14 protein-coding genes and 1 pseudogene are annotated in these 15,094 nt (G+C 63.3%); 4 read left to right on the top strand and 11 right to left on the bottom strand.

Annotated features, from left to right (window positions below):
* Positions 1 to 121: 121 nt before the first annotated feature.
* Positions 122 to 2,328 (top strand): annotated as a pseudogene (gene paoC / locus ACZL02_RS21180) (aldehyde oxidoreductase molybdenum-binding subunit PaoC).
* A gap of 221 nt (positions 2,329 to 2,549) precedes the next feature.
* Here paoC and ACZL02_RS21175 read toward each other — a convergent pair.
* The 4 genes from ACZL02_RS21175 to ACZL02_RS21160 all read right to left on the bottom strand — a co-directional run bounded on the left by ACZL02_RS21175 (position 2,550) and on the right by ACZL02_RS21160 (position 6,397).
* Positions 2,550 to 3,860, bottom strand: coding sequence for an adenylate/guanylate cyclase domain-containing protein (locus tag ACZL02_RS21175; RefSeq protein WP_472939480.1), 1,311 nt, complete (start codon positions 3,858 to 3,860; stop codon positions 2,550 to 2,552).
* A 184-nt stretch (positions 3,861 to 4,044) separates the two neighbouring features.
* The gene (locus ACZL02_RS21170) at positions 4,045 to 4,446 is read right to left on the bottom strand and encodes a cyclophilin-like fold protein (RefSeq protein WP_472939479.1); all 402 of its coding nucleotides are present in this window, start codon (positions 4,444 to 4,446) and stop codon (positions 4,045 to 4,047) included.
* Between the two features lie 48 nt (positions 4,447 to 4,494).
* Positions 4,495 to 5,250, bottom strand: coding sequence for a glucose 1-dehydrogenase (locus tag ACZL02_RS21165; RefSeq protein WP_472939478.1), 756 nt, complete (start codon positions 5,248 to 5,250; stop codon positions 4,495 to 4,497).
* A 94-nt stretch (positions 5,251 to 5,344) separates the two neighbouring features.
* Positions 5,345 to 6,397, bottom strand: a complete 1,053-nt coding sequence (locus ACZL02_RS21160) for an alpha/beta hydrolase (RefSeq protein ID WP_472939477.1) — start codon at positions 6,395 to 6,397, stop codon at positions 5,345 to 5,347.
* A gap of 132 nt (positions 6,398 to 6,529) precedes the next feature.
* On the opposite strand from ACZL02_RS21160, the gene ACZL02_RS21155 reads away from it, so the two are divergent.
* Positions 6,530 to 7,420: a LysR family transcriptional regulator gene (locus ACZL02_RS21155; protein ID WP_472939476.1), complete on the top strand. Its 891-nt coding sequence runs from the start codon at positions 6,530 to 6,532 to the stop codon at positions 7,418 to 7,420.
* 97 nt (positions 7,421 to 7,517) lie between these two features.
* Here ACZL02_RS21155 and ACZL02_RS21150 read toward each other — a convergent pair whose 3' ends face one another.
* The 3 genes from ACZL02_RS21150 to ACZL02_RS21140 form a co-directional block, all read right to left on the bottom strand.
* Positions 7,518 to 9,107: a carboxylesterase/lipase family protein gene (locus ACZL02_RS21150; RefSeq protein ID WP_472939475.1), complete on the bottom strand. Its 1,590-nt coding sequence runs from the start codon at positions 9,105 to 9,107 to the stop codon at positions 7,518 to 7,520.
* A 149-nt stretch (positions 9,108 to 9,256) separates the two neighbouring features.
* Positions 9,257 to 9,721, bottom strand: coding sequence for a (R)-mandelonitrile lyase (locus ACZL02_RS21145; protein WP_472939474.1), 465 nt, complete (start codon positions 9,719 to 9,721; stop codon positions 9,257 to 9,259).
* Positions 9,722 to 9,784: 63 nt separating this feature from the next.
* Positions 9,785 to 10,579: a carboxymuconolactone decarboxylase family protein gene (locus ACZL02_RS21140; RefSeq protein WP_472939620.1), complete on the bottom strand. Its 795-nt coding sequence runs from the start codon at positions 10,577 to 10,579 to the stop codon at positions 9,785 to 9,787.
* A gap of 151 nt (positions 10,580 to 10,730) precedes the next feature.
* On the opposite strand from ACZL02_RS21140, the gene ACZL02_RS21135 reads away from it, so the two are divergent.
* Positions 10,731 to 11,627 carry a LysR family transcriptional regulator gene (locus ACZL02_RS21135; protein ID WP_472939473.1) on the top strand — a complete coding sequence of 299 codons (897 nt, stop codon included), beginning with the start codon at positions 10,731 to 10,733 and terminating at the stop codon, positions 11,625 to 11,627.
* Positions 11,628 to 11,949: 322 nt separating this feature from the next.
* Entirely contained in the window at positions 11,950 to 12,318 is a 369-nt protein-coding gene (locus ACZL02_RS21130; protein WP_472939472.1) for a nuclear transport factor 2 family protein, read from the top strand.
* Positions 12,319 to 12,395: 77 nt separating this feature from the next.
* Here the strand turns inward: ACZL02_RS21130 and ACZL02_RS21125 are convergent, their stop codons facing one another.
* From ACZL02_RS21125 to ACZL02_RS21110, 4 genes are all read right to left on the bottom strand, one after another.
* Entirely contained in the window at positions 12,396 to 13,481 is a 1,086-nt protein-coding gene (locus tag ACZL02_RS21125; protein ID WP_472939471.1) for a DUF3616 domain-containing protein, read from the bottom strand.
* A 61-nt stretch (positions 13,482 to 13,542) separates the two neighbouring features.
* Entirely contained in the window at positions 13,543 to 13,773 is a 231-nt protein-coding gene (locus tag ACZL02_RS21120; protein WP_472939619.1) for a helix-turn-helix domain-containing protein, read from the bottom strand.
* 318 nt (positions 13,774 to 14,091) lie between these two features.
* Positions 14,092 to 14,349, bottom strand: a complete 258-nt coding sequence (locus tag ACZL02_RS21115) for a hypothetical protein (RefSeq protein ID WP_496258573.1) — start codon at positions 14,347 to 14,349, stop codon at positions 14,092 to 14,094.
* A 337-nt stretch (positions 14,350 to 14,686) separates the two neighbouring features.
* Positions 14,687 to 14,881, bottom strand: a complete 195-nt coding sequence (locus ACZL02_RS21110) for a helix-turn-helix domain-containing protein (protein WP_472939618.1) — start codon at positions 14,879 to 14,881, stop codon at positions 14,687 to 14,689.
* Positions 14,882 to 15,094 lie beyond the last annotated feature (213 nt).

Raw genomic sequence — 15,094 nt, 5'->3', positions numbered from 1 at the left:
GGCAAACGTCGTCGAAAAGCGACTGCTTGCCCATGACAAGCGAACGGCAACAACGCGTTCAAGACTCCGCTGGTCGAGCAAATGCTCGGCGTGGTGGCGGGACAGGCTAGGAATCGATCCCATGAAGTTCGACACACCCGCGGAAACGAACCCAATCGACCAGATGAAGGTGGTTGGTCAGCCCGTCGACCGCATCGAAGGTCGATTGAAGACCACGGGGACCGCGACCTACGCCTACGAATGGAAGGACCTGCCCCAGGATGCCGCCTACGGCTTTATCCTTGGTTCGGCCATCGCCAAGGGCAGCATCGCCTCAATCGACACCACTGCGGCCATGGCGTCGCCCGGCGTGCTCGCGGTCGTGACGCATGAGAACGCCGGCCCATTGGGAAAGGGCGAGTTCTATGTCCAGCGGTTCCTCGCCGCTCCCGAGATCGATAACTACCACCAGGCCGTTGCCGTGGTGGTCGCCCGGACGTTCGAAGAGGCTCGCGCCGCCGCCCAGCTCGTTCGCGTTAAGTACACGAGGGAGCAGGGTTCGTTCGACCTCGCCGCGCAGGTGGAGACCGCGCCGGTCGCGGCGAAGGCGCAGTTCGGCGGACCGCCTGAGACCTCGGTCGGCGATTTTGACGAAGCCTTCGCCGCCGCGCCCGTCAAGGTGGACGAAACCTATGAGACGCCCGACCAAGCCCACGCCATGATGGAGCCCCACGCGACGATCGCGTGGTGGGACGGCGACCGGCTGACCTGCCGCACTTCCATCCAGCAGATGAACTGGGGGCTGCGTGATCTCGCCAAGACGCTCGGCATCCCGAAGGAGAACATCCATCTGCAATCGCCGTTCATCGGCGGCGGTTTTGGCGGAAAGGGCACCGTTCAGTCCGATCTCGTTCTGGCGGCGTTGGCGGCCAGGGCGGCGCGGCGTCCAGTCAAGGTCACGCTTCAGCGCCCCTTGATGTTCAACAACACCAAACCGCCCGGCGACGATCCAGCGCATCCGGATCGGCGCGGAACGCGACGGCACCATTACGGCCATCGGACATGAGAACTGGAGCGGCAACCAGCCGGGTGGCCGGACCGAGCCCTCGACCCTCTCGACACGTTCGATCTATGCCGGCGCGAACCGGATGACGCGAAACCGCCTCGCCGTGCTCGACCTTGCCGAAGGCAACGCCATGCGGGCGCCCGGCGAGGCGCCCGGCCTGATGGCGCTGGAGATCGCCATGGACGAGATGGCCGAGAAGCTTGGAATGGACCCTGTCCAGTTTCGCATACTCAACGACACGCAGGCCGATCCCGAAAACCCCAAGCGACCCTTCTCCGTCCGCAACTTCGTCGAATGCCTGCGAACGGGCGCTGTACGCTTCGACTGGGACAGTCGCAAGCCGATGCCTGCCAGCGTCCGCGACGGGCAATGGCTTGTCGGGATGGGCGTGGCGGGGGCAATCCGCGGCGGCCCGATCAGCAAGGCCGGAGCCAGGGTTCGGCATGATGGGGATGGCTTGGTGACGGTCGAGACCGACATGACCGACATCGGGACTGGATCCTACACGATCGTCGCGCAGACGGCTGCTGAGATGATGGGTGTGCCGCTATCGATGGTGGCTGTCAGGCTCGGCGATTCCAGCTTTCCCGAAACGCCGGGTCCGGCGGACAGCAGGGAGCAGCTTCAGTCACGGCAGGCGTCTACGCCGCCTGCGTGAGGCTGCGGGAAGCCGTGGCGCAGCGGCTCGGCTTCAACTCGGCCGATGCGGCGTTTGCCGACCGCAACGTCAGCTCGGGCAACCGCGCGGTGCCGCTTGGACAGGCCGCCGAGGCCGGCGAAATCGTTGTCGAGGGTACGATGGAGTTCGGCAACCTTCCAAGGAGTACGCGCAGCAGACCTTCGGCGCCCATTTCGCCGAGGTCGGGGTCGACGCCCACACAGGCGAGATCCGCGTCCGCCGCATGCTCGCGGTCTGCGCCGCGGGCCGGATCCTCAATCCCAAGACGGCGCGCAGCCAAGTGATCGGCGGCATGGTGATGGGCGTCGGCGCCGCTCTGATGGAAGAGATGGCGGTCGACAAGCGGATCGGCTTCTTCGTGAACCACGACCTCGCCGGCTACGAGGTCCCGGTCCATGCCGACATCCCGCATCTTGATGCCTTCTTCGTAGAGGAGGTCGATCCGACGATATCGCCGCTCAAGGCCAAGGGCGTCGGCGAACTGGGCCTGACCGGCGTCGCGCCAGCGATCGCCAACGCGATCTACAACGCTACGGGCATCCGTGTTCGGTCCTACCCGATCACCCTGGACAAGCTGATCGGGAGCCTCCCAGACGTGGCCTGAGGATGGGAGACACGCGGGAGTGACCGCGTGCGCCTTTACGCCGAATGCTGATCAGGTCACGCATGGCCAGCCTGGTGTGAAGATGGTCGAGCCGTGTCTCGCTTTCAGGTAAGCAAACCGCGTCGTTCCAACCAGCCATCGGCACGTCCTCGAGGGCAACCGATACAGTCTCCGCCACAGCCGATCAGCGAGGTGAACGTGTCCGCTAGCTTCTGCGGCAGTTATTGGAAACTGAATATCTCAGTTGCAGCGGACAGATTGCGGATCTCGACCTCTCCCAGACTTTGCAAGCGGTGGTCTTTGACAGCCCTGCTGACGGTACCTCCCGCTATGAGGCATCTCGTACCTTTCAGCTTGTTCAGCTCTTGCAGCCTCTGGGACAGGTTCACCGCATCTCCGTAGAGTGTGTAGACCTGCCGTTCATCTGCGCCGACCGTCCCGGCCGCCACGCTGCCTGTGGCGATGCCGATCCGGAGGCGGATCGCGACGCCGTCGAACCGACGCTCCTCCACCATCGCCAGTATCTCCCGCGACGCGTCGATCGCCTTGTCCGCGTGGTTCTCGGTTGGAAGCGGGGCGTTGAAGGACGCGATGACGGCGTCGCCCACATAGTTGATGACGACACCGTCGTATCGGTCGACGATGCCCGTGACCGCGGTGAACAGCTCGTTCAGGAGAGAGACGATCTGCACGGGAGGCATTGTCTCCGACAGTCGCGTGAAGCCCTCTATGTCCGCGAACAGCAGGGTCGTTTCCCTTGTCTGCGGAACGAGATGGCCTTCGTCGAGCAGTTCCCGCAGCACGGGCGCGGGAACGTAGCGTTGGAAGAGATTGCGGACATGGCGATGGCTGGCATCGGCGTTCGCATGATCCTTCACGACCCCCCTGGCGCGATGGACGGCTAGAGCAGCCGTGGCGGTCATCAAGGCGATGATGAGGGCCTCCTGCATCCTCGATGCAAGGCCGATGAAGTTTGGGCTAAGCACGATCTGGAAGTAGACGTCGCGCGTCGGTGCGATCGGCAGGTCGCTGTAGGTCAGAACCTGCTCCATCCCATGCACGATCCATCCGGTCGCGAAGAGGAGGCCGCAGACGGCCCAGGCTCCCGTCCAGAGGACAAGGGTCGGTGACAGCGTCAGGGCGGATGCGGCGACGACCAGATAATAGTGCTGGGTGGAACTGGTCAGGAACACGAGGTTCTGGGGAATGTCGTCGCCGCTGCTCAGCGGAACAAACGCCAGGAGACAGGTCACCGCGCTTGCATCGAACGCGAAGAGCGCAAACCTCGTCGCCATTTCAAAGCGTGTGCCGACTGCCAGGAGCGAGGCGAGCCCGCCGACCGCGATCATCGTCGTGGAAAATGCCACGGCGACGTTGATCGGAAAGTAGAACGCGAACAGCGAGGCCAGAGCGATCGCCATTATGGCGATCGTCCGGCCGATGACGGCAATCCTGAAGCCGTTGCGCTCAGCCTTGATTAGGGCGACCGAAACCGTATTGATCTGACGATCGTGCCTGGAGACATTGGCCAATGCGGCATCCTCGTCGTTTCGCTTCGGTCTGCTCGCAGACGAGACCTAATCCCCGCCGCAATGCCGCGATCAGGTGAACGACTTCGACTTGGCGGAGCTGGTATCCGTCAAGTCGACGCTCAGCGGCCAGAGGCTACATCATGTTCTGACGACCGTCTCCAATGGCTAAACGCCAGTTACGGTGTCAGCGCGTTAGTTTGACAGTGATCTCGCCCGGTCGATCGAAGATCGAGACGTCTCCGGTGACCTTGCCGAGGATCACGATGCCCGGCAGGGGAACGCGGCCGTCCCGGTAGTAGATCACGAAGTCGCTCGATCCCCAGAGCCCGAGCGTTCCCGAAGAGAAGTCGCGCTGGCGCGCGCCTTCCGGAAGCGGTAACGGCAGGTCGCCCGTCTTCTCCTGACGGAGATGATCGCCCATCTGGATCGTGAGCGGCAGCATTCCCGCCAGCGAGCGAGCGGCCTCGTTGTCGGCGAGTTCAGCCGTCACGTTCCCCCATTGCGAGGTGATCTGGATGGGTTGCTGGGCCATGGCGGGTTCCGTGATGAATAGGGCGAGGAGGGCGGCGGCGTAACGTCTGCGCATTATAGGGTTCCTTTCCGATATCCTCTGTGGCCTTCGGGCCGCGAACGGTCAGAGCGACCAACCACCGTCGACGGCGATCGACGCCCCGGTCACGAAGGCGCCGAGGTCCGAGGACATCCAGAGGACGGCCTCCGCGATCTCTTCAGGCTTGCCCAGCCGGCCGACGGGCTCGAGGTCTATGGCCTTCTGGATGTCGCCGTCGGTAAAGCGGTCCATCATCTCCGTGTCGATGTTGCCGGGCAAGACGCTGTTAACCCGGATGTTGAGTTTGGCGTAGTCGAGCGCGGCGGACTTGGTCATCCCGATCATCGCGTGCTTGGACGCCGAGTAGGAGGCGCCTCCCGCGACGCCGCGCACCCCGGCGCCCGACGAAGTGTTCACCACCACGCCGCCGCCTTGGCGCAGCATCTGAGCGATCTCGTGTTTCATGCACACGAAGGTACCGCGCAGGTTGATGCCGAGGACCCGGTCCCATTCCTCCAGGTCAATCTCGTGGAGCGGGGCAGCCTCGTTCTCGACGCCGGCATTGTTGAAGGCGCAGTCGAGCCGCCCGAACCGTTCGACGACGCGTGCGACCGCGGCCTCGACCTCCTCTGGCCGGGAGACGTCGCAGGCAAGGACGAGGACTTCGCCGCCAGCGCTCGCGATGGCGTCGGCGGTGCCGCGGAGGGACGCCTCGCTGCGATCGAGGATGGCAACCTTTGCCCCCTCTACGGCGAAGGCGAGAGCAGTGGCGCGACCGATGCCATTGGCCGCCCCCGTGACCAAGGCGACCTTGCCGACGAAACGGCTGGGATTGGACATGGTGTTTCCTGTGGGATCGTGGGTTGGCGTGACGCGCCATTGTGTGTCGGCGAGTCACTGGCAGACGGATACGAGACCCGTCCCTGTTCGGAGGTCAGCTAAGGTTGCCGCGGAAGAACTCGGTCAGCTTGTCGAAGGGGATGAGCCCCGTGCGGTCGTAGAGGTCGACGTGGCCGGCCCCCGGGATGATGACCAGTTCCTTCGGTTCGGCTGCGAGCTGGTAGGCGTCCTCGCTGAACTCGATCGAGTGCGCCTCGCTCCCGGCGATGAACAAGACCGGGCGTGGCGAGATCGTCTCGATCGCCGCGAAGGGATAAAAGTTCATGAAGGCCGCGTTGCTCGAAAGGGTGGGCTGGGTGGTCGGCACGCTTGGCTGGCCGGGCGGCGTGAACTCGCCACGCGAGGTGCGGTAGAAGTCATAGAACTCACGCTGGATGGGATGGGCGTCCGCTGTCAGTTCGGTGACCGTCCCGCCCGTGTAGGCGACGGGCACCCCCGTGAACTCGGCCATCCGCTGCTCCGCCGCAGCCGCGATACCTGCCTTGCGCTGCTCCAGCGTCACCCCGTTGCGCAGGCCATCGCGGTTGGCGGCGCCCATGTCGTACATGCTGACCGTCGCGATCGCCTTCATGCGCGGATCGATCTGAGCGGCGCTGAGGGCGAAGCTGCCGCTGCCGCAGATGCCGAGGACGCCGATGTTCTCGGCGTTCACGAAAGCCTGCGTCGACAGGAAGTCCACGGCCGCGCTGAAGCTGTCGGCGTAGAGCTCCGGAGCCACGGTGTTGCGGGGCATGCCATCGCTTTCTCCCCAGAACGGCAGGTCGAAGGACAGGGTGACGAAGCCCTGCTCGGCGAGCTTCTGAGCATAGAGGTTGGAGCTCTGCTCCTTCACGGCGCCCATCGGATGGCCCACGACGATCGCCGATGCCTGGGTGCTGCGGTCGAGGGCCTTTGGCACGAAGAGGTTGCCGACGACGTTCATGCCGATCTTGTTGCGGAAGGAGACCTTCTGCACGTCGACGGTGTCGCTCTTGTAGAAGTTATTCGCGCCGTTGGACATGTCCTGGGCGAAGGCGTGGCGATCGGGCAGCATCACGATGGATGCCGAGGCGAGGAGCATGGAGAGCGAGAGGATCGTGGCGTGCATGGGGCTTCCTGACGGGGTTGGCGATGTTGTTGGCCAACCTGCGGGCCGGCGTTCGATCAAGAACTAGTGCCTGTACGCGGTCCCTATTAGACGGTAGATCTCGCATGGAGCTATAAACAGGGGTTATCAGTCGTGCGGGAGAACGTCGGCGATCTCGTCGCCTTCCTGGCTGTAGCCAGGGCCGGCAGCTTCACCCGGGCCGCCAAGGAACTGGGCGTCTCGCAGCCGGCCCTCAGCCATACGATGCGGGAACTCGAAGCCAGGCTCGGCGTGCGACTGTTGAACAGGACAACGCGCAGCGTTTCGACGACCGAGGCGGGAGAACGCCTCCTCAAGACCATCTCGCCCCACTTCGACGGGATCGAAGCAGGTCTTTCCGCCCTGACGGACGTCCGAGACAAGCCCGCGGGTACGGTGCGCATTACCGTGGGCGATACGCCCGCCGAAGGGATCATTCTTCCGGCGATCGCCAAGCTCCTCCCGGACTATCCGGACCTACGCGTGGAGATCAGCGTCAACGCCGGCTTCGTCGACATCGTAGCTGAGCGCTTCGACGCCGGCGTTCGCCTCGGTGAGACGGTCGCGCAGGACATGGTGGCTGCCCGAATCGGCCCTGACACACGGATGGCGATCGTCGGGTCGCCCGGATACTTCAGGTCCCGCAAGCCGCCCGTCACCCCTCACGATCTGGCTGAGCACAACTGCATCAACCTACGTTACACGGCAAACAGCGGATGGGCGGTCTGGGAGTTCGAGAAGTTGGGACGTGCCGTGAACGTGCGCGTGGAGGGCCAGCTTCTGGTCAACTCCAACACCCTGGCTCGCTTGGGAGCGTTGGACGGAATGGGCCTGGCCTATCTTCCCGAGGAGTACGTCGAGCCTTACGTGAGCTCCGGCTCACTGGTCAGTGTCCTTCAGGATTGGTGCGATCCGTTCCCTGGGTATTTCCTCTACTATCCCAGCCGTCGCCAACCGTCGGCCGCGTTTTCGCTCGTTCTCGAAGCGCTCCGGCATAGAGTTTGAGCGGAGTACTGGTCGAATCGGAGCGTGCGACGGCACTCCGGTTGCGCGGTCGGATAGTGGACTGCCTGCACCTCTGTGTCGCATCCCGAGGCGGACATCAATAAGTGCCCGTCCGGTCCCAGAATTCGCAGTGATGTGCGTTGGCGAAGCGTCCCAATACCAGCCTCGAAGCCGGGAGCGCGAAGGTCATGACGTTCTCGCGAGCAGGATCAAACTTAGGCCACTCCGTCCCCTGCGACGGCAGTTTAGCGACGTTCGCGAAATAGCCGACCATCTTGTCGGATAGCTTCTCCTGCAACGGGTTCAACTTGACCTGGGCATATCCGCCGCCGCGAAAGCCCGTGAAGACGTAGGGCAGCTCGTAGGTATGCGCTGCAAGGAGCGGGAACGTCGTCGGCCCTACATAGGACGGTGCGGTGCGGTCGCCGAACTCGTAGGCATAGACCGGGATCTTGTCGGCCAACGCCCGGCTCATCGCCAATCCGGTACACGCGAACATGCTGTCCGTGCTCGCCGCGGCGAACGCCTCGCTCGGACTGTCGTAGTCGTGGAGGGGATACTCCTCGAGTACCCTTGGCGCGAGGGCGGCGTACTGGCGCCCGATCCAGACAGGGTAGTCTTCGTCCGTCAGTGCTTTCCCGGTCGCGAGCTCGGGAAGGGCGACGAAGAAGCGCCCCTCGTCCCGCGTCGACCCGTGCACGAGGGTCACGCGGTTGATCTCGCCGGAACGGTAGGCGTCGGCGGGATGGATCGGAAGCACCTTGCCATCGATGATGAACTCGTTGAGCAGGAAAGGCGTCTGGGCGTCGAGGACCCGCTTGGTGGACAGGCCGCGCAGGCAGTCGGCCCCTCCGGAGGCGCACCCGGTGGCCTCGGCAAAGGCGGTGCCGACGTCTCGCGCCACGTCGAGCGGCCGCGGCGCACCGAACGCGGGATGGCGGGTCATGATGCCGGCGCCGCTCATGGCGACGACGTGCTGGAAAAGGCCCGCCGACGATGGCGACGCGATGTGCGCCATAACGCTGTTGCCGCCCGAGGATTCACCCGAGATCGTCACATTCGCAGGGTCGCCACCGAACCGGGCGATGTTCTGCTGCACCCACCGAAGCGCGGCCTGCTGGTCCATCAGGCCGTAGTTGGCGAAGTCGTGTCCTTCGCCGTCGAGATCGGGGTGCGACAGGAAGCCGAAGGTGCCAAGCCGATAATTGAGCGTGACGACGACCGCCTTGCCCTCGGTGGTCAGCTTTGTCGTGTCGTAGTGGCCGCCGTCGCCCACCTGCAAGGCGCCACCATGGATCCACACGAACACCGGAAGGTCTTGACCCGACGCCGCGGCCTGCGCGCTCCGGTAAACGTTGAGGTAGAGGCAGTCCTCGCTGCCGCCGGCGCGCGCGAATATGCCGAGATCGGCGTTCTGGGCGCATGCGCTGGACGGTGCGTTGGCCTTCAATGGCACCGTCCATCCCGCGGCGGGCTCGGGCGGGCGCCAGCGGTGCGGTCCGACAGGTGGCGCGGCGTAGGGAATGCCAAGCCAGGATTCGATGCCGTCGGTTGCCGTGCCGATGACAGGTCCACCCGCAGTGGTCACCTCAAGGGGTGCTTGAGCCTGGACGGGCGAGGACACCGCCATAAGGGCGGCGACCGCAATGGATGTCAGCGCGTCGCGCAGGCGGAAATCATTTCTCATGGGATTTTCCTGAGCCGCTGAGCCCCATGCTGCCGTCCCCGATCGAAGGGGGACGGCAGCATGGGCCCGGGCCGATGGCCGAGAAAGACGAGAAGAACTACGCTGCGGCGAGGAGCCGGATCGGGCTGGCCGGCTCCGCGCATGGTGCGTCAGCGGGCGGCGTATTCTTCGTCGGTCACAAGCTCCATCCAGTCGGCGTTCTTGCCGTCTTGGATGTACGTGACGGCGACGTGGCTCATGGCGTTCGTGTCGGTTCCGCCATGCCAGTGCTTGATCCCCGCCGGGATCCACACGACGTCGCCGGGCTTGATGTCCTGGCGCGGCTGACCATCCCGCTGGACCCATCCCTTGCCCGAGGTGACGATCAGCATCTGCCCAACTGGATGGCTATGCCACGCCGTGCGGGCGCCGGGAGCGAAGTTCACCAGCCCGGACGACGCGGGCGTCTCGACGCCCGACGCCACGAGCAGGTCGACGACCACTTGGCCGGAGAAGTTCTTGGGATCGGCCATCATCGACGGGGCAGAGCCACTCGGGAAAACCCGAATCTCCTGAGCGGAGGCGGAGGTGGCGCCTGCGACGGCAAACGTGGCGGCGATGAGCGTGTTTTTCATGGTGGTACCTTCAAAAGTTAAGGGACAAAACGGCCCTGGGCCGTGGCTGATTGCAGGCTGCGCTCAGTCAGGTCGGCTTTCGAGCACGTCCTTGACGACGGGGCCGGCGGAGAAGGCGTTTGGCCAGCCCGCGTAGAAGGCGACTTGGGTAACGACCTCGCCCGCCTGGTCCTTCGTCAGGCCATTGTCCAAGGCGCGGTTCAAGTGGCCCGGGAGCTGTGCGACCTGACCATTGGCCATCAGCGACGTGATGGTGACGAGGCTGCGGTCACGCGGGGAGAGATCGGGGCGCAGCCAAACGTCTCGGAAGAGCGGGTCAGTGGTGTACTGGGCAAGGCCCGGGGACGCGGTCCCTACAAGACCTTCGACGCTGGTCACGCGTTTTGCCTCCGCCTGCATGTCGATGGGGCAAAGCTCCGGCGAGGCGGGCGGCAACTGATCGCCTCCAATGCCGCGGGCGGCGAAGACGTCCTTGGCGACGGATACTGCGGACATGGCGCTCGACCAGCCCGAGTAGAAGGCAAGATGGGTGATCGCCTCGGACAGTTCGCGAGGTGTCACGCCGCTGTCGAGGGCAACGTCCATGTAGTGGGCAAGGTCCACTGTCTGGTTACGCGCGATCAGGATGGTGACGGTAACGAGGCTTCTGTCACGGGGAGATAGCTGCGGGCGCTCCCAGAGACTGGCGGCGATGTCCTGCTGTCCATAGCGGGCCAGAGCCGGAGCGACCGCCTGAATGTCGGCAGAGGAAAGGGCCGAGGGTTCTCTAAGGGGGCTAGCGGGGGTGGCGGTTTCCTGGGCCATTGCTGAAGTTCCTATCGTGAGGGCAAATAACAACGCGGACAGCAGCTTCATCAGTTCGGTCCCCTTCTGTCGTGAATGGACGATGGTTCGCGGGCGATCACGAGGCATGGCTTCAGAGGTTGCCGCCGCGTCTCGGTCAAAACATAAGTCAGGAAGGGGCTCAGGATTAGACAGCCCAATCCGCACGAGGCTATAGATGTTATCTATGAATGGCCGCGACGACCTGAGTGACCTGAAGGCCTTCTTCGCAGTGGCGGAGGAGCGCAGCTTCACGCGCGCGGCGGCTAAGCTCGGCGTCTCGCAGCCGACGCTCAGCTACACAGTCCGCCAGCTCGAGACACGGCTCGGCGTTCGCCTCCTTGCCCGCACCACCCGCAGCGTCTCGCCGACCGAAGCGGGCGAGCGTCTGCTCCGGACCGTGGGCCCCTTGTTCGAAGGCATCGTCGCAGGGATGAATGCCCTAAGCGAGTATCGTGACAAGCCGGCGGGCACGATCCGCATCAACGCCGACGAGCACGCCGTGGACGCCATCATCTCGCCCGCCCTTGGCCGGATCCTGCCGGAGTACCCAGACATCAAGGTCGAGGTCACCGTTGACTACGGCTTGACGGACATCGTCGCGGACCGCTTCGACGCGGGCATTCGTCTCGGGGAGCAGGTGGCGAAGGACATGATCGCAGTGCCGGTCGGGCCCGAGATGCGCATGGTGGTGGTGGGCGCGCCGTCCTACTTCGCCCGGTGCCCAAAGCCGACGAAGCCGCAGCACCTCCTCAGTCACAACTGCATCAACCTGCGCCTGCCGACCTACGGCGGCTTGTACGCCTGGGAGTTCGAAAACGACGGGCGTGAACTGAAGGTGCGGGTCGACGGGCAGCTCGTCTTCAACAGCTCCGGGCCGATCATGGACGCCGCTTTGGCAGGCCTTGGCGTTGCGTACCTTCCCGAGGAGCAGGCACGTTCCTGCATCCGCGAGGGCCAACTGGTTCAAGTGCTGAGCAAGTGGTGCCCCCCATTTCAAGGCTACCACCTCTACTACCCGAGCCGCCGGCAGTCCTCGCCGGCCTTCAACGTCATCGTCGAGGCCCTGCGCTATCGTGGGTAAGAAAAACCACACATTGTCGGCCGCCCATCGGTTGGCTCGTCACGCTCGGTTATGGTCTGCTTCCCGCTTGTGGCGTCCAGAAGCTGACTGTCGCCTTTCCACCCGGATCGGAAATCTTTTCCGGCGCCGCGTGCTGATACCTTGAGGGTTTGCGCGGTAGTTGGCCTCGCCGTGGGCATGCGCCGGCTCCAGTGATACGCCACGCCCGCGATCCTCGTAGCTCGGGGTGAGGCAGGCGCGTGCCGCTCGCTGACAACCTGGCCTCGTGCACGAAGCGTTGGCATGCCGTATCGAGGTGGATCCACGGAAAGGCAGCAAACCGATGACGCCATTGGAGCAATATATCGCCGGCTGGCGAGCACACGACTTGTCCGCGATCCTCGGAACGCTCACCCAGGATTGCGTCGTCATCGAAAGTTTCGGACCGATCTACCGCGGGCACTACTGGGTTGAACGGTGGGTCTCGAGGTGGCTGGCCGAGGACGGTCGGGTCATCGATTGGACAGTCCACGATCTACGATCTTCGCCCGAGGGTGAGACTGCGGAATGGACCTTCCATTACTCGTGGCGCAGTGAGGAAAAGAGCTTTAACGGCGCGACCATCGCGAAGCTGTACGACGGCAAGCTCTCGTATCTACGGGAATATGCCACGACCGCAGCTCTCTACGACTGGCAAGGCGCGTTCGAATGACCGTTTTAGGGCAGGCACTGGTCTGGACATTTGCCGAGCAGTGCGGTGGCTTCAGCTACCTGATGCTGGGCCGGCAATCAGTCGGGCAACTCGAATAGGTCGGCGAGGAACGTCGCCGGTCCATCCGCGAAGCGGGCGGGCGCCGGACTGTCACACAAGACAAGTATCCGGTCCCTCCCGCCGTCCTTGCCCCAAAGAGCCAAGCCCTCCGGGTGATCGACTCCCCTTCCGTATGGAAGGTCGATCAGCCGTTCGGGTCGATGGACCAAGACCGTGTCCGCCCCGGACGCGGGCTCGTTGACCCAGTTCCGCCAAACATAGAGCGCGCACGGACCCGATAGGCTCGACGTCGGCCCTGCGAGGATCAGCAGGTCGTCGCCACGCCGCTTGAGGTCCCGGATGCCGAGGCCCTCCAGGTCAAGAAGCCGCTTCATCGGAGGCGACGGCAGCTTCAGAGTACCGTCCGATTCCGCTTCGATTCCCACCTCCAGCAGAACCGCGTAGTCGCGGATGACGGGTCCGCGCATCCCGAGCGCGAGACGGTTCCCCGAAACCGCGATGCCCTCGATGTCAACCCCGCCCTCCTTCGCCGGAATGCGTGTGAACGGTTCGAAAAGGGTATCGAGGCGAAGCATCTCGGCCAGCTTGTTGCCGTGCTTCGTCTGCCGAAGCATCCCAACATGACGATCTCCGTCCGAGCGCGCAAGATAAAACGTTCCCGGCGTTTCGGTACTTTCAACCAGCGGTATCCGGGCCAGCACGCAGCGGGGGCGGGTGTCCTTCAGGTCCGCCAATTTCGCGAGTTCGATCGCCACGTCGGGTGTTTTGTCCGGCTTGTTGCGGGCCCGGGCGTGGCTGCCGACGATCCATAGCCACCCGGCCTCCCCCGACAATCCCTCGATGTCGACTTCTTCCCCGGGCTTCCGGAGGTCGAGCAAGTCCACCAATTCATACCGTTCGTGGCCGGAGGAGCCTCCTGCGGCATCCAGCGTAAGACACTCGAGGACCGCCATCTCGTCGCCCGCCACGAAGAGGGTGTTGCCCACGCGGGTTCCCGCCGACAGGTTGAGCTTGGGATCCTCACTGTCACCATCTCCGAGGTTGAGTAGGACCTGGCCTACAGGCAGTGCCGCGATGGGGTGATTGTGTCCTGAATCGTGCATACTGATAACTATTTCAACGATCTGGCTTCGGCGCCGACGAGGTCGGCCATCGGGTGCCTAGCTACGAGCTTTGCCCAGGCACTGGAAGGCCAAAGCATTCGTCGATTGACATGCTTAAGATGTTGGCGATGAAATAAAGCCTACTCACACTAATCCGATTAGCGCCGCTTTTGTATTTCTGAACCTGTTGGAAGGTAACGCCAATCTGCTCAGCGAGAGCGGACTGGCTCATGCCTATGGCTAAGCGACGCAATCGAATTGCCGCACCTAAGCTCGCATCGATCTCGCACATGGTCTTGGTTTCAGCCCTCACACCAGTGGTACGGCACACCAGCCACCGAGACGCTGCGTAGTTCATTGGCGTTTTCACCGCAACGCACAATGATACCCGATGCCGCGTTTGTCACCTCGTGGTATTATACTAAGCTGGGGTGTTAGCGGGTGGATCCGTACAGATTTTAGGGATTTCGGCTACTGCAGCGATAGTGCTCGATCGTGATGCCGAAGGTTAATGCGTGCAGAATGATGGAGAAAGAGATTACGGCGCATTGGCTGCAGGAGCAGCGGGCTACCTATAGCGGAAGGCTGGCATTCGACATGCCCCCTTTGGTCAGGTGAGCGCTTCGGGGTGCTTAGATGGAATTCCTGAGTAGGAACGGGCAGGGCTTTTTGAGCATCCAGCATGTCGCGGGAGGTGGGAGAAGCGTGGTTTGGAGTTGGCTAGGTAGCTCTGATATGCGAGCACCCGGCCACCGCATTCGATGCATCTCAGAACTGCGCCTCGGAGCAGGACAGCTTCAGTAATGCTAATCGGCGTCCAGTTTCCGTCTGTTTTAATTTCGCACTGATCGATGGTCTCACTCCTCAAATGCTATGTCGGCGTGCCCGGCGAGCTTACGCCAAGGTCGATCATGACGGCGTCGAACGCGGCGATAGCGAGCACTACTGGGACACCGCAAACCTCGGGCCCGTATTCTCGCCAGTCTGGTCCTTCTCGTCATTCATCTAATGCACTTTCGCTGCTGTCGATCTTTGCCCACGGGCTACAATGGACAGAATGCCGAAGGCAGCTGGATTTGAAGAGCATCTGCTTCCCACCACTCCGCCCGCATCCAGACGTTCATCTCCTCGGCCGTCGTGAGGATGACCGGCAAAGCGCCTATTTCTTTCGGTTTTGGGCACCAAGAAAAATCTTTGGCCGATGATCAGCGATCGACGAGAAGCTCCACTGGGACGTCGAGTACGTCAGAGAGAATTGCAAGCTCGAGACCGTGAGGTGCCGTCCCTTGCTCAATTGCCGCAAGCCGCACCTCTGTAATTCCAGCATCGGCGGCAACATCTTGCTGAGACTGTCCTGCTGACTCGCGGAATGCCCTGACAGCAGTAGCGCCATCTGCCATAGCCTCTGTGACGGGAGCAGGGACTTGAAAATCGGTTTCGCGATTAGTCATTGCGATCAAGACCTCTCTGCTGAAGCTGCGGATGCATCGCGCTCCAGCCTTGCAGCCCGAAGCCGCGCAGTCTTTTCTGCCGTCGCATCCTTTTGAGATACCGCTCCGGATCCCGTGCCCCGCAATTCTTCTACCTCGGCGGACGGGCGAAAATGCTTGTTT

Source organism: Mesocryomonas fontinalis (assembly GCF_055730125.2).
Note: the sequence above shows the minus strand (reverse complement) of the source record. Positions and strands in the feature narration are given on the sequence as shown.

Coding starts and splice junctions, on each gene's coding strand:
- ACZL02_RS21170 (WP_472939479.1), bottom strand. CDS start 4,446: ATGCGCAGACGTTACGCCGCCGCCCTCCTCGCCCTATTCATCACGGAA.
- ACZL02_RS21165 (WP_472939478.1), bottom strand. CDS start 5,250: ATGTCCAATCCCAGCCGTTTCGTCGGCAAGGTCGCCTTGGTCACGGGG.
- ACZL02_RS21160 (WP_472939477.1), bottom strand. CDS start 6,397: ATGCACGCCACGATCCTCTCGCTCTCCATGCTCCTCGCCTCGGCATCC.
- ACZL02_RS21150 (WP_472939475.1), bottom strand. CDS start 9,107: ATGAGAAATGATTTCCGCCTGCGCGACGCGCTGACATCCATTGCGGTC.
- ACZL02_RS21145 (WP_472939474.1), bottom strand. CDS start 9,721: ATGAAAAACACGCTCATCGCCGCCACGTTTGCCGTCGCAGGCGCCACC.
- ACZL02_RS21135 (WP_472939473.1), top strand. CDS start 10,731: ATGAATGGCCGCGACGACCTGAGTGACCTGAAGGCCTTCTTCGCAGTG.
- ACZL02_RS21130 (WP_472939472.1), top strand. CDS start 11,950: ATGACGCCATTGGAGCAATATATCGCCGGCTGGCGAGCACACGACTTG.
- ACZL02_RS21125 (WP_472939471.1), bottom strand. CDS start 13,481: ATGCACGATTCAGGACACAATCACCCCATCGCGGCACTGCCTGTAGGC.
- ACZL02_RS21120 (WP_472939619.1), bottom strand. CDS start 13,773: ATGTGCGAGATCGATGCGAGCTTAGGTGCGGCAATTCGATTGCGTCGC.
- ACZL02_RS21110 (WP_472939618.1), bottom strand. CDS start 14,881: ATGGCAGATGGCGCTACTGCTGTCAGGGCATTCCGCGAGTCAGCAGGA.